General features: G+C 60.1%; 22 protein-coding genes and 1 pseudogene. 11 read left to right on the top strand and 12 right to left on the bottom strand.

Annotated features, from left to right (window positions below):
- Positions 1-58 precede the first annotated feature (58 nt).
- From DK871_RS01630 to lptE, 8 genes are all read left to right on the top strand, one after another.
- The gene (locus tag DK871_RS01630; RefSeq protein WP_003187403.1) at positions 59-826 is read left to right on the top strand and encodes a TerC family protein; all 768 of its coding nucleotides are present in this window, start codon (positions 59-61) and stop codon (positions 824-826) included.
- Positions 827-1,040: 214 nt separating this feature from the next.
- Positions 1,041-2,699 carry a Na/Pi cotransporter family protein gene (locus DK871_RS01625; protein ID WP_161903757.1) on the top strand — a complete coding sequence of 553 codons (1,659 nt, stop codon included), beginning with the start codon at positions 1,041-1,043 and terminating at the stop codon, positions 2,697-2,699.
- A gap of 58 nt (positions 2,700-2,757) precedes the next feature.
- Positions 2,758-4,140 (top strand): pitrilysin family protein, encoded by a 1,383-nt coding sequence (locus DK871_RS01620; protein ID WP_161903756.1) that lies wholly within the window; start codon positions 2,758-2,760, stop codon positions 4,138-4,140.
- A 68-nt stretch (positions 4,141-4,208) separates the two neighbouring features.
- A complete protein-coding gene (locus DK871_RS01615) occupies positions 4,209-5,240 on the top strand; it encodes a DUF5924 family protein (protein WP_003187399.1) in 1,032 nt (343 codons plus the stop codon).
- 54 nt (positions 5,241-5,294) lie between these two features.
- Complete coding sequence (locus tag DK871_RS01610) at positions 5,295-6,443, top strand: ABC transporter permease (protein ID WP_161903755.1); 1,149 nt, start codon at positions 5,295-5,297, stop codon at positions 6,441-6,443.
- Positions 6,440-7,243, top strand: coding sequence for an ABC transporter ATP-binding protein (locus DK871_RS01605; protein WP_161903754.1), 804 nt, complete (start codon positions 6,440-6,442; stop codon positions 7,241-7,243). Before DK871_RS01610 ends, DK871_RS01605 begins: the two co-directional genes overlap by 4 nt.
- A 1-nt stretch (position 7,244) precedes the next feature.
- Complete coding sequence (locus DK871_RS01600; protein WP_056790601.1) at positions 7,245-8,183, top strand: MlaD family protein; 939 nt, start codon at positions 7,245-7,247, stop codon at positions 8,181-8,183.
- On the top strand, positions 8,180-8,791 hold the full coding sequence (lptE, locus tag DK871_RS01595; RefSeq protein WP_161903753.1) for an LPS assembly lipoprotein LptE: 612 nt from the start codon (positions 8,180-8,182) through the stop codon (positions 8,789-8,791). The genes DK871_RS01600 and lptE overlap by 4 nt, the downstream gene beginning before the upstream one ends.
- Before the next feature lie 126 nt (positions 8,792-8,917).
- Here the strand turns inward: lptE and DK871_RS01590 are convergent, their stop codons facing one another.
- The 5 genes from DK871_RS01590 to DK871_RS01570 all read right to left on the bottom strand — a co-directional run bounded on the left by DK871_RS01590 (position 8,918) and on the right by DK871_RS01570 (position 13,285).
- Positions 8,918-10,147 (bottom strand): nucleoside recognition domain-containing protein, encoded by a 1,230-nt coding sequence (locus DK871_RS01590; protein WP_161903752.1) that lies wholly within the window; start codon positions 10,145-10,147, stop codon positions 8,918-8,920.
- A gap of 97 nt (positions 10,148-10,244) precedes the next feature.
- Positions 10,245-11,576 (bottom strand): glutamate/aspartate:proton symporter GltP, encoded by a 1,332-nt coding sequence (gltP, locus tag DK871_RS01585; RefSeq protein ID WP_003187390.1) that lies wholly within the window; start codon positions 11,574-11,576, stop codon positions 10,245-10,247.
- A 712-nt stretch (positions 11,577-12,288) separates the two neighbouring features.
- The gene (locus tag DK871_RS01580) at positions 12,289-12,756 is read right to left on the bottom strand and encodes an inhibitor of vertebrate lysozyme family protein (protein ID WP_056790608.1); all 468 of its coding nucleotides are present in this window, start codon (positions 12,754-12,756) and stop codon (positions 12,289-12,291) included.
- A gap of 2 nt (positions 12,757-12,758) precedes the next feature.
- Positions 12,759-12,923, bottom strand: a complete 165-nt coding sequence (locus DK871_RS01575) for a DUF1328 domain-containing protein (protein WP_003187386.1) — start codon at positions 12,921-12,923, stop codon at positions 12,759-12,761.
- Positions 12,924-13,000: 77 nt separating this feature from the next.
- Positions 13,001-13,285: a hypothetical protein gene (locus DK871_RS01570; RefSeq protein WP_161903751.1), complete on the bottom strand. Its 285-nt coding sequence runs from the start codon at positions 13,283-13,285 to the stop codon at positions 13,001-13,003.
- 389 nt (positions 13,286-13,674) lie between these two features.
- Here DK871_RS01570 and algB point away from each other — a divergent pair, with 389 nt between their 5' ends.
- Both algB and DK871_RS01560 read left to right on the top strand, forming a co-directional pair.
- The gene (gene algB / locus DK871_RS01565) at positions 13,675-15,021 is read left to right on the top strand and encodes a sigma-54-dependent response regulator transcription factor AlgB (protein WP_003187383.1); all 1,347 of its coding nucleotides are present in this window, start codon (positions 13,675-13,677) and stop codon (positions 15,019-15,021) included.
- A 10-nt stretch (positions 15,022-15,031) separates the two neighbouring features.
- The gene (locus tag DK871_RS01560; RefSeq protein ID WP_161903750.1) at positions 15,032-16,819 is read left to right on the top strand and encodes a KinB sensor domain-containing domain; all 1,788 of its coding nucleotides are present in this window, start codon (positions 15,032-15,034) and stop codon (positions 16,817-16,819) included.
- 113 nt (positions 16,820-16,932) lie between these two features.
- Here the strand turns inward: DK871_RS01560 and DK871_RS01555 are convergent, their stop codons facing one another.
- From DK871_RS01555 to DK871_RS01530, 6 genes and pseudogenes are all read right to left on the bottom strand, one after another.
- A complete protein-coding gene (locus tag DK871_RS01555; protein WP_161903749.1) occupies positions 16,933-17,709 on the bottom strand; it encodes an N-acetylmuramoyl-L-alanine amidase in 777 nt (258 codons plus the stop codon).
- Between the two features lie 89 nt (positions 17,710-17,798).
- Positions 17,799-19,847 (bottom strand): diguanylate cyclase, encoded by a 2,049-nt coding sequence (locus DK871_RS01550; RefSeq protein ID WP_161903748.1) that lies wholly within the window; start codon positions 19,845-19,847, stop codon positions 17,799-17,801.
- On the bottom strand, positions 19,844-20,722 hold the full coding sequence (locus DK871_RS01545) for an endonuclease/exonuclease/phosphatase family protein (RefSeq protein WP_003187377.1): 879 nt from the start codon (positions 20,720-20,722) through the stop codon (positions 19,844-19,846). The genes DK871_RS01550 and DK871_RS01545 overlap by 4 nt, the downstream gene beginning before the upstream one ends.
- A 10-nt stretch (positions 20,723-20,732) precedes the next feature.
- The gene (gene dsbA, locus DK871_RS01540) at positions 20,733-21,368 is read right to left on the bottom strand and encodes a thiol:disulfide interchange protein DsbA (protein ID WP_161903747.1); all 636 of its coding nucleotides are present in this window, start codon (positions 21,366-21,368) and stop codon (positions 20,733-20,735) included.
- 167 nt (positions 21,369-21,535) lie between these two features.
- Positions 21,536-22,162, bottom strand: a complete 627-nt coding sequence (locus DK871_RS01535; RefSeq protein WP_161903746.1) for a cytochrome c4 — start codon at positions 22,160-22,162, stop codon at positions 21,536-21,538.
- Positions 22,163-22,195: 33 nt separating this feature from the next.
- A pseudogene (locus DK871_RS01530) lies at positions 22,196-22,403 on the bottom strand (cytochrome).
- Positions 22,404-22,595: 192 nt separating this feature from the next.
- Between DK871_RS01530 and yihA the strand changes: the two are divergent.
- A complete protein-coding gene (yihA, locus tag DK871_RS01525; protein WP_161903745.1) occupies positions 22,596-23,237 on the top strand; it encodes a ribosome biogenesis GTP-binding protein YihA/YsxC in 642 nt (213 codons plus the stop codon).
- Between the two features lie 271 nt (positions 23,238-23,508).
- Here yihA and polA read toward each other — a convergent pair whose 3' ends face one another.
- Positions 23,509-26,304 (bottom strand): DNA polymerase I, encoded by a 2,796-nt coding sequence (gene polA, locus DK871_RS01520; RefSeq protein WP_161903744.1) that lies wholly within the window; start codon positions 26,302-26,304, stop codon positions 23,509-23,511.
- Positions 26,305-26,322 lie beyond the last annotated feature (18 nt).

Below are 26,322 nucleotides of genomic sequence, written 5' to 3'. Positions count from 1 at the left end.
CTCACTCACCGCGCGGCGCTGCAGCTTGCGCGGTTAACACTTGCTCAAAGGAATACACATGGAATGGCTGACCAATCCGGAAATCTGGATTGCCTTCTTCACCCTGACGGCCCTTGAGATCGTCCTGGGCATCGATAACATCATCATGATTTCGATCCTGGTCAGCCGCATGCCCAAGCATATGCAGGCACGCACTCGGATTTTCGGCCTGGCGTTGGCCATGGTCACGCGTATCCTGTTGCTGCTGTCGATCACCTGGGTCATGCAACTGACCGCCGACCTGTTCGTGGTGTTTGGCCAGGGCATCTCCGGTCGCGACCTGATCCTGTTCTTCGGTGGCCTGTTCCTGCTGTGGAAAAGCTCCCAGGAGATGTACCACGCCCTGGAAGGTGAAGATGAAACCCAGGACGAGCCCAAAGGCGCCGGTGGCAAGTTCATCTACACCATTATCCAGATCGCCATCATCGATATCGTGTTCTCCCTGGATTCGGTGATCACCGCCGTCGGCATGGTTTCCCACGTGCCGGTGATGGTTGCCGCCATCGTCGTTGCGGTATTGGTGATGATGCTGGCTGCCGGCACTATCAGCGAATTCATCGACAAGCACCCGTCGCTGAAAATGCTCGCGCTGTCGTTCCTGCTGGTCGTGGGTACCGTGCTGATCGCTGAATCCTTCGACGTACATGTGCCAAAAGGCTACGTCTACTTCGCCATGGCGTTCTCGCTGGCGGTGGAAGCGGTGAACATCAAGATGCGTACCGCCATCGCGAAAAAGAAGAAACAGCAGGACCCAGTGAAACTGCGCAAGGACATTCCGGGTCAGTAAATTTGACCCGCTGTGGAAAAAAGGGGGCTTTCGAGCCCCTTTTTTTCATCCGCAAAAAATTGGCTTCATGACAGTTTTGTTTCAATCCCAAGTTTAGCTATGCGATGCTGGCGCAGAGCCCATTCGCCAACTACAGCTTAGGTACAAGACGTAGAGCGGCACGCGGTAACTTTCCTTCGCTCCTTTTGGAGCGCACCCACACGGGGGGCCGAGCATGCTGACCTTGCTCAATCTGCTTTCCGCCGTGACCCTGCTTATCTGGGGCACGCATATCGTTCGAACCGGCATCCTGCGGGTCTACGGTTCCAATTTGCGCCAAGTCATCGGGCAGAACATGTCCAAGCGCTGGCTGGCATTTGTCGCCGGTATCCTGGTGACGGCCATGGTGCAAAGCAGTAACGCCACCGCGATGCTGGTGACTTCGTTCGTCGGCCAAGGGCTGATGAGCCTCACGCCGGCCTTGGCCACCATGCTTGGCGCCGACGTCGGTACGGCCTTGATGGCGCGGGTGCTGACGTTCGATTTGTCCTGGCTGTCGCCGCTGTTGATCTTCCTCGGCGTGATTTTCTTCCTGTCGCGCAAACAGACGCGGGCAGGGCAATTGGGCCGGGTCGGGATCGGCCTGGGCCTGATCATCCTCGCGCTGCAATTGATCGTCGAAGCCGCCGGGCCCATTACCCATGCCCAGGGCGTCAAAGTCATCTTCGCTTCGCTGACCGGCGATATCTTGCTGGACGCCCTGGTCGGCGCGCTGTTCGCCATGATTTCCTATTCCAGCCTCGCTGCGGTATTGCTCACTGCCACCCTGGCCGGTGCCGGCGTGATCGGCTTGCACGTGGCCATAGGCCTGGTGATCGGCGCCAACATCGGCAGCGGGGTGCTGGCGTTTCTCAGTACCAGCATGCAAAACACCGCCGGTCGCCAAGTGGCCCTGGGCAGCCTGTTGTACAAATTGATCGGTCTGTTGCTGATCATTCCGGTGCTTGACCCGCTCGTGGGCTGGATGGACGGCCTGGACTACAGCGTTCAGGGCATGGTCATCACCTTCCACCTGCTCTACAACGTCAGCCGCTGCCTGATCCTGTTACCCACCATCGGGCCGATGGCACGCCTGTGCGAATGGCTGCTGCCGGAACGCCCCGAAACCAATGGCAAAGCCAAGCCACGCCATTTGGACCTGGCCTCATTGAATACCCCAAGCCTGGCCCTGGCGAACGCCGCTCGCGAAACCCTGCGCCTGGGTGACTTGATCGACAATATGCTTACCTCGATGCAGGAAGTGCTGCGCGGCAATCAAACCGCCGTCACCCAAGAAATGCGCAGCCTGAGCGATGACGCCGAAGCGCTCTACAGCGCAATCAAACTCTACCTGGCGCAAATGCCCCGTGAAGACCTCAGTGAACAGGACAACCGCCGCTGGGCCGAGATCATCGAGCTGTCGATCAACTTGAAATTGGCGGGTGACTTGATCGAACGCATGCTGCGCAAGGTCCAGCAACAGAAGACCTCGCAGCGCCGGCAATTTTCCGAAGTGGGCCTGGAAGAACTCAGCGGCCTGCACAGCCAGTTGATCGCCAACCTGCGCCTGGGCCTGTCGGTGTTTCTCAGCGGCGACCCGGAAAGCGCCCGCCAATTACTGCGAGAAAAGCGCCGCTTCCGCGCCCAGGAACGCCGCCTGGCCCACGCCCATGTCAGCCGCTTGCAGCGCAAGATCGTGCAGAGCCTGGAAACTAGTTCCCTGCACTTGGAGCTGATTGCCGACATGAAACGCTTGAACTCGTTGTTTTGCAGCAGTGCTTATGTAGTGTTGGAAACGTCCGACACCGGCGCGCTCTCCGCCGAAAGTATTGCCGACATCACCCATTCGCCCTGAACGTACGCCCGCGAGCGAAGTCAGTTAACAATGGACCTCATTCGCCAGGAAGCTTGTTATGCGTCGCCTGTTACTCGCCTGCCTGCTCTTGGGCTCGGCCCACACCTTTGCCTTTGACCGCCTGCAAGTCGAGGGCTACACCTTGCCCAACGGCCTGCAACTGCTGCTCAAACCGGGCACCGAGCGTGGGCACGTGGCTATTCGCCTAGTGGTTGGGGTGGGCCTGGACGACTTCGGTTGCGAAGAAAAAGAACTGCCGCACTTGTTCGAGCACTTGCTGTTCAGCGGTATCGACGGCGGCGGCGAAGGCGACCTCGAAGACCGCATGCAAGCCCTGGGCGGCGAGTGGAACGCCTATACCAGCAACGCCGACACTACCTTCGTGATCGAGGCACCCGCGCAGAACCAACGCAAGGTGCTGGACCTGCTGCTGGCGATCCTCACGCGCACCCAACTGACCGACGCTCATATCAACGCCGCCAAACAGGTGGTGGAGCGCGAAGACGGCGGCCATTACTCACACTTGCAACGCCTGCTGGATCGCCAAGACCTCGGTCACAGCGCCAGCAACCAATTGGCCGTGGAGTTGGGCCTCAAGTGCGCCGAACGCGCCGAGGTCAGCCACCTCACCCGCAATCAGTTGGAGAAGCTGCGCAACGAATGGTACGCGCCGAACAACATGACCCTGATCGTCGTCGGCGATCTCGAAAAATTGCTGCCCGCCTACCTGGAGCGCACCTATGGTCAACTCGCCCCCGTGGAGCCGAGCGAACATCGCCCCCTCCCGGAAATCCAGCACACTGCCGCCAGCCACCGCGACCTGATCCGCGGCTGGGTGGGCGATGGCGCCAAGCTGCACTGGCTGTTCCCCGAGCCCGTATTGGATGACCAGCATGATGAAACCTACAACCTGCTCAAGGATTACCTCGACTGGGCGCTGTACCGGCAACTGCGCCTCAAGCACGGTTTGTCCTACGGCCCATGGGTAGAACGCGAAGTGCTCGGCGGCGTTGGATTCCTCAGCCTGAATGCCGACCTTGAGCGGGAAAACCTCCCTGAAGCCGAGCAGGTCTTGCAAGACCTCAAGGCCCAACTGCTTAAGGATGGCCTCGACCCAACAGTATTCACGCGCCTGCAACAGGCCGCCATTGCCCGCCAAGCCTGGGCAGTGCAGGGCAACAGCGCACTGGCCGACTATTACTGGAGCGCTGCCGGCGACTACAGCAACGGGCGTTTCAGCGACCCGGTCAAACGCATCAAGGCCGTAAGCCTGGCACAAACCAACCAGGCCATGCGCGAAGCGTTCCAGCAGCCGGGCTACTGGCGCATCGAAAAACCGCTGCTGAGTTATGACGCCTTGACCTGGATCGGCGCGGGCGTGCTGGGCCTGATCATCCTTGGTTTGATCGGCCTGAGGCTTTATCGCAAACCTGTTGAGTAATGACGCACAGAATATCAGGCTAAGGCGTTATTCTGTCTGAGATTTTTCCCACAACCAGTGAACCGCCCATGCCGAACTTGCCGCCCCTCATCCAGCGCGTTATAGAACTGATCAAGCGCTACCCAGGGGTGATTGCACTCGGCGGTTTCATCTCGGGGGTGGGCAGCTTCATTCTGGTAGACCGCCAGCAGGGCATGGCCAGTTGGATCGCGGTGATCATGCTGGTGAGCTGGTTATGGCTGATGCTGGAGAACAGCTTTACGCAACTGTTCACCAAGGTCTTCAATCGCGAGATCCCTGAACCGCTGCTGCGCTACGCCACCCAGATGATCCACCAGGAAAGTCTGTTTTTCGTGCTGCCCTTCTTTTTCGTCACCACCGCCTGGAACAGCGGCCAATCGCTGTTCACTGGCCTGCTGGGTGCGGCGGCGCTGGTGTCGATCATTGACCCGCTGTATTACAAGTGGCTGGCGCCCAAACGCTCGCTGTTCCTGGCCCTGCACACCCTGACCCTGTTTGCCGCGTTGCTGACCGCACTGCCGATCATCATGCACCTGACCACCGCCCAGAGTTACAAACTGGCGTTGGGTGTAGCCATGGTCTTGTCGATTCCAAGCCTGGCCGTGAGCCTGCCGCTGCGTAGCCTCAAGGGCTGGGCGATGCTGCTGGGGGTAACGGCTGCCATCGGCTGCGCCGGCTGGTTCCTGCGCAGCTGGGTACCGCCCGCCACCCTGTGGATGACCGAAGTCGCCATCAGCACCCAACTGCAAGACCGCACGCCAGGCGACGACCTCAAGCAAGTCACCGCCGCCCAATTGCGCAGCGGTGGGCTGTACGCCTACACCGCGATCAACGCGCCACGCGGGCTGGATGAGCGGATCTACCATGTGTGGAAATTCAACGGCCAGGAAGTCGACCGCATTGCCCTGGACATCCACGGTGGTCGCAAGGAAGGCTATCGCGCCTGGACCCACAAGCAGAATTTCCCGGGTGACGCCGTGGGGCGCTGGCAGGTGCAGGTGCTCACCGAAGACGGCCAGGTCATCGGCGTTCTGCGCTTCAAGGTGATAGACACAGCACAAGCGGACAACCCAAAGTAAGCCGGATCGTGTTATTACGTAGCAATTGTGGATAGCCAAACAAGCTCGGAGCTTATGACCACTCGCACGACGGCCGGCGCGGCCCATCTTGATACGTCCAGCACCCCGCCTTCGCTACGGATTACCGGCGACTGGACGCTGGCCCACTACGCCCACCTGAAGAAGCTGTCGGCCACGCTCGACGGCCAATACGACGCCGGCGCCCGCATTGACCTCAACGGCCTCGGTGCGCTGGATACCGCCGGCGCCTCGCTGCTGGTGGAGCTGCTGGGCCCTGCGCGCATCGAACACTCTGCCGAACAGAACGATTGCACCCTGGCAGCCGCCGACCGGGCACTGCTCAAGACCGTCTACCGCTCCCTCAATGACTTTTGCGTACCGATCAAAGAGCCGGAAGAGGCCGCCGGCATTCAAGTGCTGGCCCGTATCGGTCGCGCAGTAGATACCGTCTGGCAAGACGCAATGAAGCTGTTGGGCTTTATCGGCCTGATCCTCGAAACCTTCGCTCGCGGCATTTGGCGACCCAAGCGCTGGCGCCTGACGCCCATGGTCGCCCACATCGAACAGACGGGCCTGGATGCTGCGCCTATCGTCGCACTGCTGACCTTTCTGGTGGGCGCCGTCGTGGCCTTCCTCGGCGCCACTGTGCTCAAGAGCTTCGGCGCGACGATCTTCACCGTGGACCTTGTGGCGTTCTCCTTCCTGCGTGAATTCGGCGTGTTGCTTACCGCAATTCTCATCGCCGGCCGTACCGCCAGTGCGTTCACCGCGCAAATCGGCTCCATGAAAGCCAACGAAGAAATCGACGCCATCCGCACACTGGGCCTGGACCCTATGGAGCTGTTGGTATTGCCGCGCGTGCTGGCGCTGCTGGTGGCGTTGCCGATGCTGACCTTCCTGGCGATGCTCTCGGGGATCGTCGGCGGTGGCGTGGTGTGTGCCGTGGCCCTGGATATTTCGCCGGCGATGTTTCTTTCGCTGCTGCAATCGGACATTGGCGTGCAGCACTTTCTGGTGGGCATGGTGAAGGCGCCGATCTTTGCCTTTTTGATCGCGGCCATTGGCTGCCTGGAAGGTTTTAAAGTCAGCGGCAGTGCCGAGTCAGTCGGCGCGCACACCACGTCGAGCGTGGTGCAATCGATCTTTGTGGTGATCGTGCTGGATGCGGTCGCGGCGATGTTCTTCATGGAGATGGGCTGGTGAGTCGTCTACACCGTGCGCCCACTGAGGCGGTGATTGAAGTGCGTGGCTTGTGCAATCGCTTTGGCAGCCAGAGCGTGCATGAGAACCTCGACCTGGATTTGTACAAGGGCGAGATCCTGGCGGTGGTGGGCGGCTCTGGCAGCGGTAAATCCGTGTTGCTGCGCAGCATCGTTGGCCTGCGTCGCCCCAGCGAAGGCGAAGTACGGGTGTTCGGCAAAAACCTCCCGAGCCTGCCTGAACATGAACGCTCACTGGTAGAGCGCCGCTTTGGCGTGCTGTTCCAGAAGGGCGCGCTGTTTTCCTCGCTGACGGTGACCGAGAACGTGGCCCTGCCATTGATCGAGCACGCCGGCCTCAGCCGCGTCGATGCCGAGCACTTGGCGGCAGTCAAGCTGGCCCTGGCAGGCTTGCCGCTGTCGGCGGCCGACAAATACCCAGCCTCGTTATCCGGCGGCATGATCAAACGTGCGGCCTTGGCCCGCGCACTCGCCTTGGACCCGGACATCCTGTTCCTGGACGAACCCACCGCCGGTCTCGACCCGATTGGCGCGGCGCAATTCGACCAACTGATTCTCACCCTGCGCGATGCGTTGGGCTTGAGTGTGTTCCTGGTCACCCACGACCTCGACACGCTGTACACCATCACCGACCGTGTGGCGGTGCTGGCACAGAAGAAAGTGCTGGTGGCCGACGCCATCGATGTCGTGTCGGAAACGAACGACGCCTGGATTCACGAATATTTCCACGGCCCCCGGGGCCGCGCGGCATTGGATGCCGCTCAATCGCTCAACGAGGTATGACATGGAAACCCGAGCCCATCATGTGATGATCGGACTGTTCAGCGTAATTGTGGTGGTCGGCGCGATGCTGTTTGGCCTGTGGCTGGCCAAATCCAGCGTGGACACAGCCTTCCAGGATTACGAAGTGATCTTCAACGAGGCGGTCAGCGGCCTGTCCCAGGGCAGTGCGGTGCAGTACAGCGGCATCAAGGTGGGCGACGTGATCAGCCTGCGCCTGGACCCCAAAGACCCGCGCCGCGTCCTGGCGCGCATCCGCCTGGCCGGGCAAACGCCAATCAAGGAAGACACCCAGGCCAAACTGGCCCTGACCGGTATCACCGGCACCTCGATCATCCAGCTCAGTGGCGGCACCCCGCAGAGCCCGGAGCTCAAGGGCAAGGACGGCAACCTGCCGGAAATCATCGCATCGCCATCGCCTATCGCGCGCCTGCTCAATAACAGCAACGACTTGATGACCAGCGTCAACCTGCTGCTGCACAACGCCAACCACCTGTTCTCGCGGGAAAACGTCGAACGCCTGAGCAACACCTTGGACAACCTGCAACAAACCACCGGCGCCATTGCCGAGCAACGCGGCGACATCAAGGTGGTGATGCAGCAATTGATGCAAGTGAGCAAACAGGCCGGCGCGGCGCTGGAGCAAACCACCGTATTGATGCGCAACGCCAATGGCTTGCTCAGCGAGCAAGGCAAGCAAGCCTTCGGCAGCGCCGAGCAGGCGATGAAATCCCTGGAGCAAAGCACCGCCACCATCAATACCTTGCTGACCAATAACCAGGACTCGGTAAACAGTGGTATGCAGGGCCTCAACGAACTGGCGCCAGCCGTGCGCGAGTTGCGTGAAACCCTCGGTTCGCTGCGCGCCATCTCTCGCCGCCTGGAAGCCAACCCCAGCGGTTACCTGCTGGGCAGCGACAAGAACAAGGAGTTCACGCCATGAAGCGTGCTTACCACATGATCGTCCCTATTGCTCTGGCACTGGTCAGCGCGTGCTCGATCCTGCCCAAGCCGGACCCGTCGGACGTGTACCGCCTGGCGTCCGCCCAACCGACCACTCAAGGCACGCCGGTGAATTGGTCGCTGCGCGTGACCAAGCCGCAGACCAGCGAGTTTCTCGACAGCCCGCGCATCGCCGTGGTGCCAGATGGCAACTTGATCAGCAACTACGCAAACTCACGCTGGAGCGACCCGGCGCCGGTGCTGCTGCGTAATCGCCTGCTGGATGGCTTCCAGCGCGACGGACGCGTGACATTATTGAGTACAGACGAGACCAACCTACAAGCCGACTATGAGCTGGGCGGGCAATTGCAGGCGTTTCAGAGCGAGTATCGGGGCAGGGCGGTGGACGTGGTGATTCGTCTCGACGCGCGATTGGTGCGTGGGCGTGATCAAAGAATCATCGCCAGCCGTCGGTTTGAAGTGAAGCAGCCGGTGAGTGACGCCAAGGTGCCAGCGGTGGTGGCTGCTTTTGGCCAGGCTGGGGATCAGTTGAATAAGCAGGTGGTGGATTGGGTAGTGCAACAGGGCAATGCTGCGCCGAATAGATGATTCCACCGCCCTGTAGGAGCGAGCTTGCTCGCGAAAAACCTGAGACCGCTTCGGGGAATCTGATGCCCCGCGTCATCGTTAACGTTTTTCGCGAGCAAGCTCGCTCCTACAGGGTGCGGCTCATGCTTAACCGAAGAACCAGTAGCACACCGAAATAGCCGCCACCACGCCGGCAAACTCCGCGAACAACGCACAGCCCACCGCATGCCGCGCCCGCTGGATGCCTACCGAACCGAAGTACACGGCCAACACATAAAACGTGGTTTCCGTACTGCCTTGGATCGTCGCCGCCACCAACGCCGGGAAGCTGTCCACACCCTGGGTCTGCATGGTCTCGATCAGCATCGCCCGCGCTGCACTGCCGGAGAACGGCTTGACCATCGCGGTCGGCAGCGCGTCGACAAAGCGCGTATCCAGGCCCGTCCAGGCCACCACATGGCGAATTCCTTCCAGGCCGAACTCCAAGGCGCCTGAGGCACGCAACACGCCAACCGCACACAGCATCGCCACCAGATAGGGCAAGAGGTTCTTGGCCACGTCGAAGCCTTCCTTGGCACCTTCGACAAAGGCCTCGTACACCTTGACCTTGCGCAACGCGCCGATCACCAGGAACAGCATGATCAGGCCAAACAGCGTGAGGTTGCCCAGGATCGACGACAAACCGGCCAGCGCCGTGGCGGACAGGGTCGCCAGCAACGCCATGAAGCCGCCCAGCAGCAACGCGCCGGGGATCAGATAGGCCAGCACCACCGGGTCCCACAGCCGCAGGCGCTGCATGACCGCCACCGACAGCAGGCCCACCAGCGTCGACGCACTGGTGGCCAGCAGGATAGGCAGGAACACCAGCGTCGGGTCCGCCGCGCCTTGCTGGGCGCGGTACATGAAGATAGTCACCGGCAACAGCGTCAGCGAGGACGCGTTGAGCACCAGAAACAGGATCTGAGCGTTGGTCGCCGTATTGGGAATGGGGTTGAGCTCTTGCAGCGCCTTCATGGCTTTCAGGCCGATGGGCGTGGCGGCGTTGTCCAGGCCCAGGCCGTTGGCGGCAAAGTTGAGGGTGATCAAACCGATCGCGGGGTGCCCGGCGGGCACTTCCGGCATCAGGCGGCGAAACAGCGGGCCGAGGGCCTTGGCCAGCCAATCGACGATCCCGGCTTTTTCGGCGATCCGCAGAAAGCCCAACCATAACGTCAGGGTACCGAACAGCAGCACCATGACTTCCACCGACAATTTGGCCATGGCGAAAATGCTTTCGACCATCGCCGCGAAGATCAAGGCGTTACCGCCCACCAGCCATTGCGCCAGTGCTGACACCATTGCTACGACAAAGAAGCCAAGCCACAGGCCATTGAGCATCAGATAAGTCCCCCGAAAGATGGGGCGAATGATAACGGGGCTGGCAGAAACGACAAACCCCGGAATTCTCCGGGGTTTGTTTTCGATCAATCTGCAATCAGCTACGGGTGGCTTGTGCCGTAGGCAGGGCTTCCTTGCTGCGCCAGTGCGGCAAGGAGTTCCAGTAGCGCTCGCCCTTGGCGTCGTCGTACATGCCTTCCCAACGTGAGATAACCAGTACGGCCAAAGCGTTACCGATCACGTTCAAGGCGGTACGCGCCATGTCCATCACACGGTCGACACCGGCGATGAATGCCAGGCCTTCCAGCGGGATGCCCACGCTGCCCAGCGTCGCCAGCAACACCACGAAGGACACGCCCGGAACGCCGGCGATACCTTTGGAGGTGACCATCAGGGTCAGTACCAGCATCAACTGCTGGCCGATCGACAGGTCGATGCCATACAGCTGGGCGATAAAGATGGCCGCGATGCTCTGGTACAGGGTCGAACCGTCGAGGTTGAACGAGTAGCCGGTCGGTACCACGAAGCTGCAGATCGCTTTCGGCGCGCCGTAGGCTTCCATCTTTTCGATCACACGCGGCAGCACGGTTTCGGAGCTGGCGGTGGAGTAAGCCAATACCAACTCATCCTTGAAGATGCGGATCAGCTTGAGGATCGAGAAGCCAAACAGGCGGGCGATCAAACCCAGTACCGCAAAAGCGAAGAACAGGATCGCGACATAAACCAGGATTACCAGCTTGGCCAGCGGCAGCAGCGAGGCGAAGCCGAAGTTGGCCACCGTCACCGCGATCAGCGCAAATACACCGATAGGGGCGTACTTCATGATCATGTGGGTGACTTTGAACATGCTCTCGGACACGCCCTGGAACATGGTCACCAGCGGCTCGCGCAGCTCAGGCTTGAGGCTCGACAGGCCCAGGCCGAACAGCACCGAGAAGAAGATGATCGGCAGCATCTCGCCACGGGCGACGGCAGCAAAGATGTTCGAAGGGATCAGGTTGAGGATGGTCTCGATGAAGGCATGTTCATGCTGCACTTCGGCAGCAGTCGCCTGGTACTTGGAGATATCGACGGTACCCAGGGTACTCATGTCGATGCCAGCGCCTGGGTGGAACAGGTTGGCGAGCAACAGGCCCACCACGATGGCGATGGTGGTGACGATTTCGAAGTAAAGAATGGTTTTGACGCCGATACGACCGAGCTTTTTCGCGTCGCCGACACCGGCAATACCGACGATCAGCGAAGAAATCACAATCGGGATCACGATCATCTTGATCAAGCGGATAAAGATATCGCCCGCCGGCTGCAACACATTGCTGATCCACCAGGCCTTTTCAGCACTGAAATGGTTGAGCACTGCACCGATTGCGATCCCCAGTACCAAACCGATGAGGATCTGCCAGGCGAGGCTTAGCTTTGCCTTCTTCATGTCATTACCCTTGCTTCAAGTGGACTTACGGCAAATGCGCCAGCTGCAACGCTCGAAAGCGAAAAAGTGTGTGCATCTGCCTCCATGGAAGGTCACCGCAGCGTGGCCGAAATGGCTTACTGGCAGGCGAAAAAAGGCGCAACTATTCCCATGCAAGGGAGCGACGTCTAATGCCGTAAACGCCTACCCTATGCCGAATCGGCATGGCTTTTTTTGAAAATATTTGTCCAAACGGTCAGTTCGTATCCGCCATTCGAGCGGGTGAATATGCCGTTAAGCAGCCAAATCAGGCTCGCGCAGAGATACTGGACGACTCGGAATGATTGGCAGAAATGTCTGAGAAATCCATCACCTAGCGCCAGAAAGATCCTATAGCGCGGATGAAAAATTCTCGATAGATGGTCGCGCCGACATACCCGGTAATGGTTGGCCAGAGGCAAAAATCAAAACTGCGGCTATGGGCGGCATGAAGTGCGGGCATGAGAGTCATAAGCCCGCCGCAAGTTCAGCAAGCTTGAGGTCTTGTGAACTTGCGTCGCAGCTTTTCGCCTGACCCGGCCCTTGCGCAGGTACTCCCTGTACCCGTAGGTCACGCCGATCCTGATCGATCAGAGCAACCCGGCCCCCTGGTCATGCATCGCTCAAGGAGCGATGCAAACAGAAAGAAGCACAAGGGCTTCTTTCTATGGACGCCGGCTCCGTCAGACGGAACCTAGTACCAATTCGGATCTTTCTTGAGCTGCTCCATCAGCAGCTTTTGCATACCCTCGTCCGGCTTACCGATAAAACGGTAATCGGCGTGCCGGGTCGGGGACTTGTCGGCCGGCAAACCGGCCGGGACTTCCACCAACATGGCGTAGGCATCTTCCTTGTCGAAGCTGAAGGCAACAATCAGGCGCTTGTTCAGGCAGGTGTCTGCAGTTTCGCAGAGCGGCCCGACCAAGTACTTGTCGCCATCTTCCTCAACGGCATTCATTTGCTCGGCCGTGCCCGACAGGTTCATCACCCATTCGGGCAGGCGCTCTTCTTTCTTCACCACGTCTTGCCAGGTCTCACGGTACTGCGCATCCGCGCTGAGCAATTCGTTAGCCCGGGCCTGGCCGTCATTGGCGGCCAAGGCCAAGCCGCTGCCGCCCAACAGCAGGGCGGCAGCAAGGGCTTTAAAAGGCAGGTTGGCCATATTCAACCTCGGCCTTTGCGACCAAAGAAGAACGAAGCGATGAACATCACCAGGAAGACCACAAACAGGATCTTGGCGATGCCGGTGGCGGTGCCAGCGATACCACCGAAGCCCAGGACTGCAGCCACAATGGCGATGATCAGAAATGTGATTGCCCAACTCAACATGGTGATTCTCCTTATGCTTCTATAGGGGTAACAGCGGTGATGCCATGCAGCCGCTCAACACAAGCGACGTTTTTTGCCTAGAACACCCAACGGTCATGGGCCGGTAGTTCGTCCAGGGTGGAACCCTGATCTACCAGGCTCAATTGCGGGGCAGTCACATCGGCGCTGGCGCTGCCAATGGAACGAAAATGAGTCTGGGTCATGACAGGACGTTCAAATTGCGGGGCTGGCTGCGCGCGCTCTTGCCAATGCTGCAACTGCTGGCCAGCAATCAACGTGACCATCAAGGCCAGGCTGGCATACAAGCCCTGCTGCAAGCGCAGCGGCGATACACGCAATTGGCTGAGGCTTTGGCGAGTCATACTGCATTGCTCCCGCATTCTGATTGTTCGTTCATGACGCTCTTGGGAGAGATAGTGCAGAGTGCATGCCAGCTTTATTGCAAAATAAAGCTCAATAAAATCAAGGAGTTATACTTGATCGATAGAATCATCGCCTAGCATCCTGCACGATGCCTGCGTGCAGGCCGTGCGAAATGCACGATGGCAAGTGGTCGGAACCAGACACCCCGCGCGCACATCGAAGGACCGAAGGGCGAACAGAAGGGAAAATGCTCTCAGACGACGTCTGTAGGAAGGCGCGCAGATAGCTGCGCGAAGAAGCCTTTTATGAATCAGAATAAACCATGCAACTTGCCCGATTATTCCGGGACTAAACACCATCACATTTATAGTTAAGGAGTGCGGGACAGATGGAATCAGCCAAGGAACTTCAAGGCCGCATTCTTTTAGTGGATGACGAATCCGCGATCCTGCGCACCTTCCGCTATTGCCTGGAAGATGAAGGCTATACCGTCGCCACCGCGAACAGTGCCGCCCAGGCCGACGCGCTGATGCAGCGTCAGGTGTTCGACCTGTGCTTCCTCGACCTGCGCCTGGGCGAGGACAATGGCCTGGACGTGCTGGCCCAGATGCGGGTACAGGCACCCTGGATGCGCGTGGTGATTGTGACCGCCCATTCGGCCGTGGATACCGCCGTGGACGCCATCCAGGCCGGCGCCGCCGACTACCTGGTCAAACCTTGCAGCCCAGACCAACTGCGCCTGGCCACCGCCAAGCAACTGGAGGTGCGTCAGCTCTCGGCGCGGCTGGAAGCGCTGGAAGGCGAAGTGCGCCAGCCTAAAGACGGCCTGGACTCCCATAGCCCGGCAATGATGGTGGTGTTGGAAACCGCGCGGCAGGTGGCCGGGACAGACGCCAACATCTTGATCCTCGGCGAGTCTGGTACCGGTAAAGGTGAGTTGGCCCGGGCGATACACGGCTGGAGCAAACGCTCGAAGAAGTCCTGCGTGACCATCAACTGCCCGTCTCTGACCGCAGAGCTGATGGAAAGCGAACTGTTCGGCCACAGCCGCGGCGCGTTCACCGGCGCCAGCGAAAGCACCTTGGGCCGAGTGAACCAGGCGGACGGCGGTACGCTGTTTCTCGACGAGATCGGCGATTTCCCCCTCACGTTGCAACCCAAGTTGCTACGGTTTATTCAAGATAAAGAGTATGAGCGTGTGGGCGACCCGGTCACCCGCCGCGCCGATGTGCGCATCCTCGCAGCCACCAACCTGAACCTGGAAGACATGGTGCGCGATGGCCGTTTCCGTGAAGACTTGCTCTACCGCCTGAATGTCATCACCTTGCACTTGCCGCCGCTGCGCGAACGCAGTGAAGACATCCTGACCCTGGCTGACCGCTTCCTTGCCCGCTTCGTCAAGGAATACGCACGCCCTGCACGCGGCTTCAGTGATAATGCCCGCGAAGCACTACTCAACTACCGCTGGCCCGGCAATATCCGCGAACTGCGTAACGTGGTGGAACGCGCCAGCATCATCTGCCCTCAGGAGAAGGTGGAGATCAGCCACCTGGGGATGGCCGAGCAACCGGCCAACAATGCACCGCGTATCGGCGCGGCTTTGAGCCTGGATGAACTGGAGAAAGCCCATATCGGCGCCGTACTTGCGACCAGCGACACACTGGACCAAGCGGCCCGCACACTCGGCATCGATGCGTCGACGCTGTACCGCAAACGCAAGCAGTACAACCTTTGAACAGGACCTTATGAAGCTCGCGATGAAACTGCGCACCCGGTTATTCCTGAGCATCTCAGCGCTGATCACCGTGGCCTTGCTGGGGTTGATCCTGGGCTTGGTCAGCGTCATGCAAATGGCCAAGACCCAGGAATCGCTGATCCGCAGTAACTTCATCACCCTGGACCTGGGGCTCAAGTTGCGTCAGAGCCTGGGCGACCAGTTGATCATGATGCTGGAGAAGCGTCCTGACCCGGACGCCCTGCAAGCCTCCAAGCAACAATATTTCGACCTGTTGGACCAAGGCATCGCCCATGAGCAGGTCGACGGCACAAACCATGGCTTCAGCCAGGCACGCTCCGATTACCAGAAACTGCTGGAGGCGTTTGACCAATCCCAACAGGCATCACCGCCCGCAGGCAGCAAAGAAAAGCTGACTGAAACCTTCAACATATTGCGCAACGGCCTGATCGCCGATCACAAGCGGGCGTTGGAAAATATCAGTACCAGCGAGCATAAATCCCGTGAGCGCGCGTTGTTGATAGCGGGCCTGCTCGGGCTGGTAGGGCTTGCGGTGCTGATCATCGGTTTCGTCACGGCCCATGGCATCGCCCGGCGCTTCGGTGGCCCCATCGAGGCGCTGGCCAAGGCCGCCGACAAGATCGGGCAGGGCGATTTCGAAGTCACCCTGCCGATCTCCTCCGCAGCGGAAATGAACCTGCTGACCCGCCGCTTCGGCATCATGGCCGAAGCGTTGCGCCAACATCAGGCCACTAACATCGATGAGCTGCTGGCCGGCCAACAGCGCCTGCAAGCGGTGCTCGACAGTATCGATGACGGCCTGCTGATGATTGATCGCCAAGGCTGCCTGGAGCACCTCAACCCTGTGGCGCAGCGCCAATTGGGTTGGGATGAGGAGCGGCTCGGCCAAGGCCTTGGCGAAGCCATGGGTCGCGCAGAAATGGATGAACAGCTGCAACTGGTGCTGCGCGGCGGCAACCTGGAGCGGGCCCCGGATGATCTGGAGGTGGAAGTCGAGGGTGAATTGCGCCTGCTGACCTACAGCCTCACCCCGGTCAGCCATACACAAGGGCACATTCTGGGTGCAGTGATGGTACTGCATGACGTGACTGAACAGCGCGCCTTCGAGCGGGTGCGCAGCGAGTTCGTCTTGCGCGCCTCACATGAGCTGCGCACGCCGGTTACCGGCATGCACATGGCCTTCGGCCTATTCCGTGAGCGGGCCAAGTTCCCGGCGGACTCCCGCGAGGCGGACCTGCTGGATACGGTCAATGAAGAGATGCAGCGCCTGATGCAGTTGATCAACGACCTGCTCAACTTCTCGCGCTACCAGAACGGCCTGCAAAAACTCACCCTGGGCACGTGCGATGTCACCGACTTGCTGGAGCACGCACGGGCCCGATTTGCTGAGCCTGCGAACGCCCAGCACATTGAGTTGCTGGTGGAAGCCCAACCTGAGTTGCCACGGCTATATGCCGACCAAGTGCAACTGGAGCGGGTACTCGACAACCTGCTGGGCAATGCCCTGCGACACACCGCCGAAGGCGGGCAGATCCGCCTGCAGGCACGGCGTCATGGCGAACGGGTGATTATCAGCGTCGAAGATAACGGCGAAGGCATTGCCTACGGCCAGCAAGGGCGGATCTTCGAACCCTTTGTGCAGGTGGGCCGCAAGAAAGGCGGTGCGGGCCTGGGGTTGGCACTGTGCAAGGAGATCGTGCAATTGCACGGCGGCCGCATGGGCGTGTACTCACGGCCGGGGCAGGGTACGCAGTTCTATATGGCGTTGCCCCTGTAGGAGCGAGCTTGCTCGCGAAAAACGTCAACGATAACGCTGTGCTGTCAGGCAGCCCGCGTCGTCTGTGCGTTCTTCGCGAGCAAGCTCGCTCCCACATTATTATTTTTACACCATCAGCGGTGATTCAAGGCTCGCAGGATCGCGGCACTTTCAGCATCCGGAGCGCCATCAAACAGCGATGGCCGGAAGCGCATCTGGAACGCGGCGATGACGTGCCGCGTGGCCACATCCAGCTCACCGGTCTGCGGCGTCTGGTAGCCCAGGCGCGCCAATTCTTCCTGGAACCAGGTAATGCTCGGCAACTGCGCGGCGTACTGCACCTGGAACCGTGCCACCGCCTGGGCATCCGGCCACACGGCCAGACCTTCTGCCGCCAAGCGCTTCCAAGGGAACAACGGGCCTGGGTCCAGCTTGCGCAGTGGGGCGATGTCGCTGTGCCCGATGATGTTCTTCGGGTCGATGCCGTTGCGCTTGCTGATGTCCTTGAGCAGCACGATCAGCGACTGCACCTGCGCTTCGGAATACGGGTACCACACACGCCCCGTCGGCGTATCGCTGAACCCTGGGTTGACGATCTCGATGCCGATGGAGCTGGAGTTGAGCCAGGTGCGCCCCATCCACTCGCTTTCCCCCGCGTGCCAGGCGCGCTGGCTTTCATCCACCAGCTTGTAGATGGTACCGGAGGCGTCGTCGCCGATCAGGTAATGGCTGCTGACCTGGCCATGGGTCAACAGCGCCAGGGAACGTTCAAGGTTGGTCGAGGTGTAATGCACCACAACGAACTGCACGCGGTTGTCGTGGTTAACCGAAGGATGGCTGGTGTTCAGGCGCGGGCCACTGGCGCAGCCGGCGAGCAGAAGAAACGCTAAAGCGATATACAAGGATTTCATGGCGAGAGGCATTACACTGAAAGACGATAATGCAACAGTGTAACGTACGACTCACGGCCAGGCGGCCAAATTACAAAATGGAACATCTTTTATGCTGCCTGCACCTGATTACGCCCCGCGGCCTTTGCCCTGTAGAGCGCCTCGTCGGCACGCTTGAGCGCCAGGTCACTGCGCTCGCCGGGTTGAAACTGCGCCACGCCCATGGATACCGTGATCGTTACCGGCTCACCCTTGAAGTGGAACGGGCACGCGGCAATGGCCTCACGCAATACTTCACCTACGGCCAAGGCATCCGCCAAGGTCGAGTCGGGCATGAGCAGCACAAACTCTTCACCGCCAAAACGCGCGATGAAGTCCGTCGGTCGCAGGCGTTTGCTCAGCACATTGGCGATGATCTTCAAGACTTTGTCCCCTGCCAGGTGCCCGTAACCGTCGTTGATGCGCTTGAAGTGGTCCAGGTCGAGCATGGCCAGCGACAGGCTGTTACCCCGCTGATGCCAGGCGTTGACTTCGTAATCGAGGCGTTCGCTCCACGCCGCACGGTTGGGCAGGCCGGTGAGCGGATCGATCAAGGCCTTTTGGCGCTGTACCTCCAGGTGCTCGCGGTAGCCCTGGGCCTCCTGCTCCATATGGGCCACGCGTTCAGCCAGGCCTTTGAGGCGTGCGGCCACTTCCTGTTCGCGCAGGTCACGCTGTTGCTGGTGTTCATCCATGGTGCCGAGCAAGCCTTCAAGGTGGCTTTCGAGCACCTGCTTGAGGCTGTCCAGGTCGGCGGCGTCCTGCACGCTGCTTTGCAGGCCGTCGACCTGCTCACGAATCTGCGTATCCAGCTCCCGCGCAGCCAGGCTGCTATCGGCGTGGCCCTCGCTGGCGACCTGCAGATGGCCCTGGAATGCCTCGAGACGCTCGTTGAGCTGCTTGAGATAAGCCTCGAACTCATGCTGGCCACTGTCGGTGATCGCCAGCATCAGCACCGCCAGGTCATCGAGGATCGGCAGCAGTTCGTACCAGTTCAAGCCATGGGCGAGACGCTCACGCATCGCCTCGGCCTGGGGTTGGTGACGTTCGGGCAGGGAAAGATCTTCCAGCAGGCCGAGCAAAGTGCCTTCAATGTGCTTGGCCACCGAACTGTAGGACGGTTCAGGCGAATCGGGCAGGGCGTAGGTGCCGTCAGGTTGCAGCTCGTCAGGCTCGGGGCTTTCCAGCACGGGGGGCAATGACAAGCTGCCGATGGTGGTCTCATCCGGCGCTTCAACTGGAACCGGCGTCGGCTCGATAAAGGCGGCGAGTGCGCTTTCGTGAGCAGGCTCCGCAACTGGCGGCGCCTGCACGTCGGGTTCAGGTAATTGCGCAGGCGCCGCAATCGACGGCAGCTCTGGAGCGTCGAATACCGGCGTTTCGCTGGGGGCCTCTTGCACTTCGGCCGCTGCAACAGGCACAGGCTTCAAGGGTGGCAACGGTGCAAAGGCACGCAAGGCTTGGGTCAATTCTTCCGATTGCCCAGGTTCTTCCGGTTCGGATGCGGGTTTGGGCGTTGCGGGCTTTGGCGCTGCCGATTGCGCTGCCGGCAGTGGCTCAGCGTCAACCGGGAGCGACTCGCTGGCAGCCTCTTTACTACCGAACAGGCGTTGCAGCAGGCCAGGGCCTGGGCGTGTGGTTTCGCCTTCAGGCTCCAGATTATTCAGCGCCTGCCCCTGCAGGTTGCTCAGCTCACTGAGCAGCAGCGGTATCTCCCGCGCTTGTGCCACGCGACCATCGAGTTGCTTGGCGAAGGTTTTCAGCGGACGAGCCACCTCGCGGGGCAGGGGCAGCTTTTGCAACTGGGTGACCAAGGCGGTGAGCGCAGTGCTGATCTGGTCGACGCGGGTTTCGCGGCGCTGCTCCGAATCCAGCACGGCCTTTTCCAGGCGCGGCAATAAAGCGGCGAGGGCAGCATCCATGTCGTCCGTGCGCACAACATCGCGCATTTCCTTCATGCATTGATCGACGGCGCGGTCGGTGCCTTCAGCGGCCAGCGTGCTGCGCACCAGCCCACGGCGCAGCAAATCGAGGCGGGCGGCCCAGCGGCGTTCGAGTTTGTCTTGTTGCTCGATGCTTTGGAGGTATTTCTCTTTCCAGCGCTGGGCGTCGTCGCTCATGCAAGGGGTCCGCGAGGGCCTGGGCTCAACGCGGGTAATGCATCAGCCGTGAGCGAACCCGGCAGACGAATCTCTACCGCGACCGGCAGGTGATCGGAAATGGGCTGCGCCAGCACCTGCACACTTTCCAGTGTGAGGCTTGGGCTGAGCAGGATATGGTCAAGACAGCGCTGCGGGCGCCAGCTGGGAAAGGTGGCTTCGACTTGCGGGGCCAGTAACCCCAGGTCGCGCAGCGGAGAATTCTGCAGCAGGTCGTTGGCATGGGTGTTCATGTCACCCATGAGCACCTGGTGCTTGTAGTTGCCAATCAATTCACGCACGTAGGCCAACTGCAGGTTGCGCGTACGCCCCCCGAGGGCCAGGTGCATCATCACCACCACCAAGGCTTCCGGGCCTTCGCCAAAACGCACAAGGATTGCCCCGCGACCTTTGGGGCCTGGCAAGGGGTGATCTTCAATGGCAGTGGGTTTGAGACGGCTGAGCACGCCGTTGCTGTGCTGTGCCAGACGCCCTAGATTACGGTTGAGTTGCTGATACCAGTACGGAAAAGCACCCAACTGAGCCAGGTGTTCCACCTGGTTGATATAGCCGGAGCGCAGGCTGCCGCCGTCGGCTTCCTGCAGGGCGACCAAGTCGAAGTCGCTGAGCAGGTCGCCGATTTTCTGCAAGTTACCGGTACGCCCCTTGTGGGGCAGCAGATGCTGCCAGCCACGCGTGAGGTAGTGCCGATACTTCTCGGTACTGTTGCCCACCTGGATGTTGAAGCTGAGCAGGCGCAAGCGGCTGTCTGCCGGCAGGCCTGTGGACTCCAGGTGATGCTCGTTGACCTGCGGTTCATGCAGGCCAACGACACGCTCGGTACCCCAGCGGCGCATGGCGAGCCCCTTACTTGGCAGCGCGTTCTTTGGCAATCAGTTGGTCAGCAACGTTCAGGGTCGCTTCAGGACCACCGGTGCTGCCCAGGTCGAAACGGTATTTGCCGTTGACGATCAGGGTTGGAACGCCTTGCACGCCGTACTTCTGCGCGAGTTCCTTGGCCTGCTTGATCTGGCCCTGGATAGCGAAGGAGTTGAAGGTCGCCAGGAACTTGTCCTTGTCGACGCCTTGAGTGGCAACGAAGTCAGCCATTTCGTCCGGCTTGGTCAGGCGCTTGCCTTGTTTCTGGATCGCTTCGAAGACGGCGTTGTGGACCTTGTGCTCAACACCCATGGCTTCCAGGGTCAGGAACAGTTGGCCGTGGGCGTCCCATGGGCCACCGAACATGGCAGGAATGCGACGGAAGTTAACGTCCTCGGGCAGCTTTTCAGCCCATGGGTTGATAGTCGGCTCGAAGGCGTAGCAATGCGGGCAGCCGTACCAGAACAGCTCCACCACTTCGATCTTGCCCGGTACTGCAACGGGAACCGGGTTAGCCAGCTCAATATAGGTTTTACCGGCTTCAAGCGGCACATCGGCAGCTTGTGCGGTCATGCCGAAGAGGCTGGCAGTGACGAGAGCGGCGCTGAGGATCAGATTACGCATGCTTTACTCCTGGACAAATAAAGTCGCCTCACGCGACCTTTGTTGTGACAGGTCTACGCGGACATGAGTTCGTTAGTGTAACGGCAGCGGCCACAAAAAAGGGCGGCCTAAGCCACCCTTTTTATGCTTGCATCGCGGGATTAATCGAGCGTTAACGCCCAGCCCCGTCAGTGCAGGCCCTGGATATAACTGGAGAGGGCTGCGATGTCTTCGTCGCTCAGCTTGCGAGCGATGGTGCGCATGATCGCCGCGTCGCCATCATTCGCTCGGCCGGCCTCTTCCTTACGGAAATCGGTCAGCTGTTTGGCGATATAGGTAGCGTGCTGTCCACTCAGGTGCGGGAAGCCGGCGGCGGCGATGCCCGCGCCAGTGGGCGAGTGGCAACCGGTGCAGGCAGGCAAGCCTTTCTCCAGGTTCCCGCCACGGAACAACTGCTCTCCGCGGGCGACCAATTTAGGATCGGCAGCTCCCACACTACCCTTCTGGCTGGCAAAATACGCCGCGAGGTCCGCCAGGTCCTGATCGCTGAGGTTGGTCAGCAGGCCGGTCATTTCCAGCACCGTGCGCTTGCCGTCCTTGATGTCGTGCATCTGCTTGCTCAGGTAACGTTCACCCTGGCCGGCCAGTTTGGGGAAGTTCGGCGCCGGGCTGTTACCATCCGGCCCGTGGCAGGCACCACACACGGCGGCCTTCGCTTGACCGGCAGTGGCATCACCTTTGACGGGGCCCTCTGCAGCGACGGCAGCGCCTGTGATGCCCAAGGTCAACAGCAGACTCACGATCAGTTTGTTCATCAGCTAATCCAACTACGGCTAAGGGTTTAAGAGTTATCTACCGGGTTTACTCACCCTCACATCAGTGACGGCCTGGTAATCCTCAGTACTGCAGTCCATGCACAAACCACGCGGCGGCATTGCCTTGAAACCCTGGGTCACGTGCTGCGTCAGCCTGACCATGCAAACTCGGTTGATCCTGTGTAGCCTGAGCGCCGTAAAGCGGAATCAGGGCAGCAGAAGCGAGCAACCGTCGGTCCATACATCGACCTTTTCAGGGTTTGAGAGCGTTTTGCGTTCTAATGCGCAATAAAGGTCTTTCGCTCCCGTGAACTTCATCCTTCGCTGGGACAAAGCACACACAAAATCTGCGGCATTATATACTGGCGCTACTGAAACGGAAACGACACCGCTTGCCGCACCCTTTCTCGGCACCGCCCACATCGGAAATCTCATGCAACTCAAGAACCCCATCCTCGGCCTGTGCCAACAGTCCACCTTCATGCTCAGCGCCGCCAAAGTGGACCAATGCCCCGATGACGAGGGCTTTGAAGTCGCCTTTGCCGGCCGTTCCAACGCCGGTAAATCCAGCGCACTGAACACCCTGACCCACGCCAGCCTGGCGCGCACCTCGAAAACCCCGGGCCGCACGCAACTACTCAATTTCTTCAAGCTAGACGATGATCGGCGTCTGGTCGACCTGCCGGGCTACGGTTATGCAAAAGTACCTATCCCGCTGAAGTTGCACTGGCAGCGTCACCTCGAGGCTTACCTGGGCGGTCGCGAGAGTTTGAAGGGTTTGATTCTGATGATGGATATCCGTCATCCAATGACCGACTTCGACTTGTTGATGCTCGACTGGGCTGTTGCCAGCGGCATGCCAATGCACATTTTGCTGACCAAGGCCGACAAGCTCACCTACGGTGCAGCCAAGAACACCTTGCTCAAAGTGCAGTCCGACATCCGTAAGGGTTGGGGCGACACCATCACCATTCAGCTGTTCTCCGCCCCCAAGCGCATGGGCCTGGAAGAAGCCTACACCGTACTGGCCGGCTGGATGGAATTGGCGGACAAGGGCGCAGAAATCGCCGAATAACTTTTCTGCGGGCAAAAAAAACCCCGGACTTCTTTTGGGGAGGGGAAGTTCGGGGTTCAAGTTCCGGACCGCTAGGGCGGGGTCCGGAATTATCTGCCAACACTTAACACAACATAGGAGCATTGAAGGGCTTCACCACCCATTCAGTAACTCTGAGTGGCAGTTCACAGGTTAAGTTCCGACAGGCTCAAAAAACTATTGGAAATAACTGACCGCGGTTTGCGCTCTAAACCGCCTCGCCACCGCGCAATGTGATGGCGAAGCCGCAGAATCAGTGCGCCTCGTCCCAGTTATCGCCTACGCCTACGTCCACCACCAAAGGCACGTCCAACTGCGCCGCCGCGCTCATATGCTCGCGAATCTTCTCGCTGACCTGCGCGACCAGATCTTCACGCACCTCCAGCACCAATTCATCGTGCACTTGAAGGATGACCTTGGCATCCAGGCCCGACTCGGTCAGCCAGTTATCCACCTGCACCATGGCCTTCTTGATGATGTCTGCCGCCGTGCCCTGCATCGGCGCGTTGATCGCGGTGCGCTCGGCCGCCGCGCGCTCCTGGGGCTTGTTGGAGTTGATGTCCGGCAAGTACAGGCGCCGCCCGAAGAAGGTTTCGACATAGCCCTGATCCGCCGCCTGGGCGCGGGTGCGCTCCATGTATTCGCGAACCCCTGGGTAGCGGGCGAAGTACACATCGATGTAAGCCTTGGCGGTCTTGGTATCGACGCCGATGTCCTTGCCCAGCTTCTGGGCACCCATGCCGTAGATCAGGCCGAAGTTGATCGCCTTGGCGCTGCGGCGTTGGTTGGATGTGACCTCGTTCAATTCAACCTTGAACACTTCGGCCGCCGTGGCGGTGTGCACGTCCAGGTCATTGCGGAAGGCGTTCATCAAGCCTTCGTCCTTGGATAAATGCGCCATGATCCGCAGCTCGATCTGCGAATAGTCCGCCGCCAGCAGCTTGTAGCCCTTGGGCGCGACAAACGCCTGGCGAATGCGCCGCCCCTCGGCGGTGCGCACCGGGATGTTCTGCAGGTTCGGATCGCTGGAGGACAAGCGCCCGGTCGCCGCGACGGCCTGATGGTAGGACGTGTGTATACGCCCGGTACGCGGATTGATCTGTTCCGGCAGGCGGTCGGTATAGGTACTTTTGAGCTTGCTCATGCTGCGGTACTGCATCAGTACCTTGGGCAGCGGGAAATCATCTTCGGCCAGTTTGGCCAGCACTTCCTCAGCCGTGGAGGCCTGGCCCTTGCCGGTTTTTTTCAGCACCGGCATGCCGAGCTTCTCATAGAGAATCGCCCCGAGCTGCTTGGGCGAACCCAGGTTGAATTCTTCACCGGCGATCTCGTACGCCTGGCGCTCCAGTTCGACCATTTTGTTACCCAGCTCGATACTCTGGATGCCGAGCAGGTCCTTGTCTACCAGTGCGCCCTGGCGCTCGATGCGTGCCAGCACCGGCACCAGCGGGATCTCGATGTCCGTCAGCACACTGGCCAGGCTCGGGATCGCGGCCAGTTGCGCGTACAAGTGCTGATGCAGGCGCAAGGTCACGTCGGCATCTTCGGCCGCGTAGGGGCCGGCTTGCTCAAGGGCGATCTGGTCGAACGTGAGTTGCTTGGCGCCTTTGCCGGCGATGTCCTGGAAGCTGACCGTGTCGTGGTCCAGGTATTTCTTCGCCAGGCTGTCCATATCGTGCCGCGTCGCGGTGGAATTGAGCACGTAGGATTCGAGCATGGTGTCGAAGGCGATGCCGCGCACGGTAATGCCCTGGGCAGGGTCGCCGCCAATGGCGCAGTTGGCCAGGATGTTCATATCGAACTTGGCGTGCTGGCCCACCTTGAGTTTGGTCGGGTCTTCCAGCAGCGGTTTCAGGGCCAGCAGCACGGTGTCGCGATCCAATTGATCCGGCGCGCCGATATAGGAATGGGTCAGCGGGATGTAGGCGGCTTCATGGGGCTGCACAGCAAACGAGACCCCGACCAATTGCGCCTGCTGGGCGTCGATGCCGGTGGTTTCGGTATCGAAGGCAAACAGCTTGGCGTCGTTGAGCTTCTTCAGCCACAGATCGAACGTGGCCTGGTCAAGAATGGTGGTGTAAACCGTCTCTACGGGCACCGATACCACCGCCTCTACTGCGACATCCCCGACAGGCGCGACTTCATTGGCCGCCTTCAGCTCGACACGCTTGGTGTCGCGTTGGATCTCGTCGTACCAGCTCTTGAACTCCAGCAATGCGTACAGCTCAAGCAGCTTTTCGCGATCCGGTTCGATCAGGTGCAGGTCATCCAGCCCGATATCCAGCGGCACATCGATCTTGATCGTCGCCAACTGATAAGACAGGAATGCCATCTCCTTATGCTCTTCCAGCTTGGCCGGCAGGGTCTTGGCCCCACGGATAGGCAGGGTCGGCACAATATCCAACTGCTCATAAAGCTCTTTGAGGCCGCCATTGACCCCGACCAGCAAGCCGGAGGCGGTCTTGGGGCCAATGCCCGGAACGCCGGGAATGTTGTCGGACGAATCCCCCATCAACGCCAGATAGTCGATGATCTGCTCCGGAGCGACACCGAATTTCTCCTTAACGCCCTCGATGTCCATCGAGCTACCGGTCATGGTGTTGACCAAGGTAATGTGGCCGTCCACCAACTGCGCCATGTCTTTGTCACCGGTCGAGATCACCACCGGGCGGCTGGCGGCCGCGCTGCTGCGGGCCAGAGTGCCGATCACGTCATCGGCCTCAACGCCCTCGACGCACAGCAACGGGAAGCCAAGAGCGATCACGCTTTGATGCAGCGGCTCGATCTGCAGGCGCATGTCATCGGGCATGCTCGGGCGGTTGGCTTTGTATTCGGCGTACATCTCATCGCGAAACGTCCCACCCTTGGCGTCGAACACCACGGCAAATGGGCTGTCCGGGTACTGCTTGCGCAGGCTTTTGAGCATGTTCAACACGCCCTTGACCGCACCGGTGGGCAGGCCTTTGGAGGTGGTCAGCGGTGGCAGCGCGTGGAAGGCGCGGTACAGATAAGAAGAACCGTCCACCAGGACGAGGGGCGCTTGGCTCATGAGCAGGATCAACCTTTT

Origin of the sequence: Pseudomonas sp. L13 (assembly GCF_009935965.1) — a bacterium.
GTDB classification, from domain to species: domain Bacteria; phylum Pseudomonadota; class Gammaproteobacteria; order Pseudomonadales; family Pseudomonadaceae; genus Aquipseudomonas; species Aquipseudomonas lactis.
The sequence above is the reverse complement of the archived record's forward strand: the minus strand, read 5'-3'. Positions and strand labels throughout refer to the sequence as shown.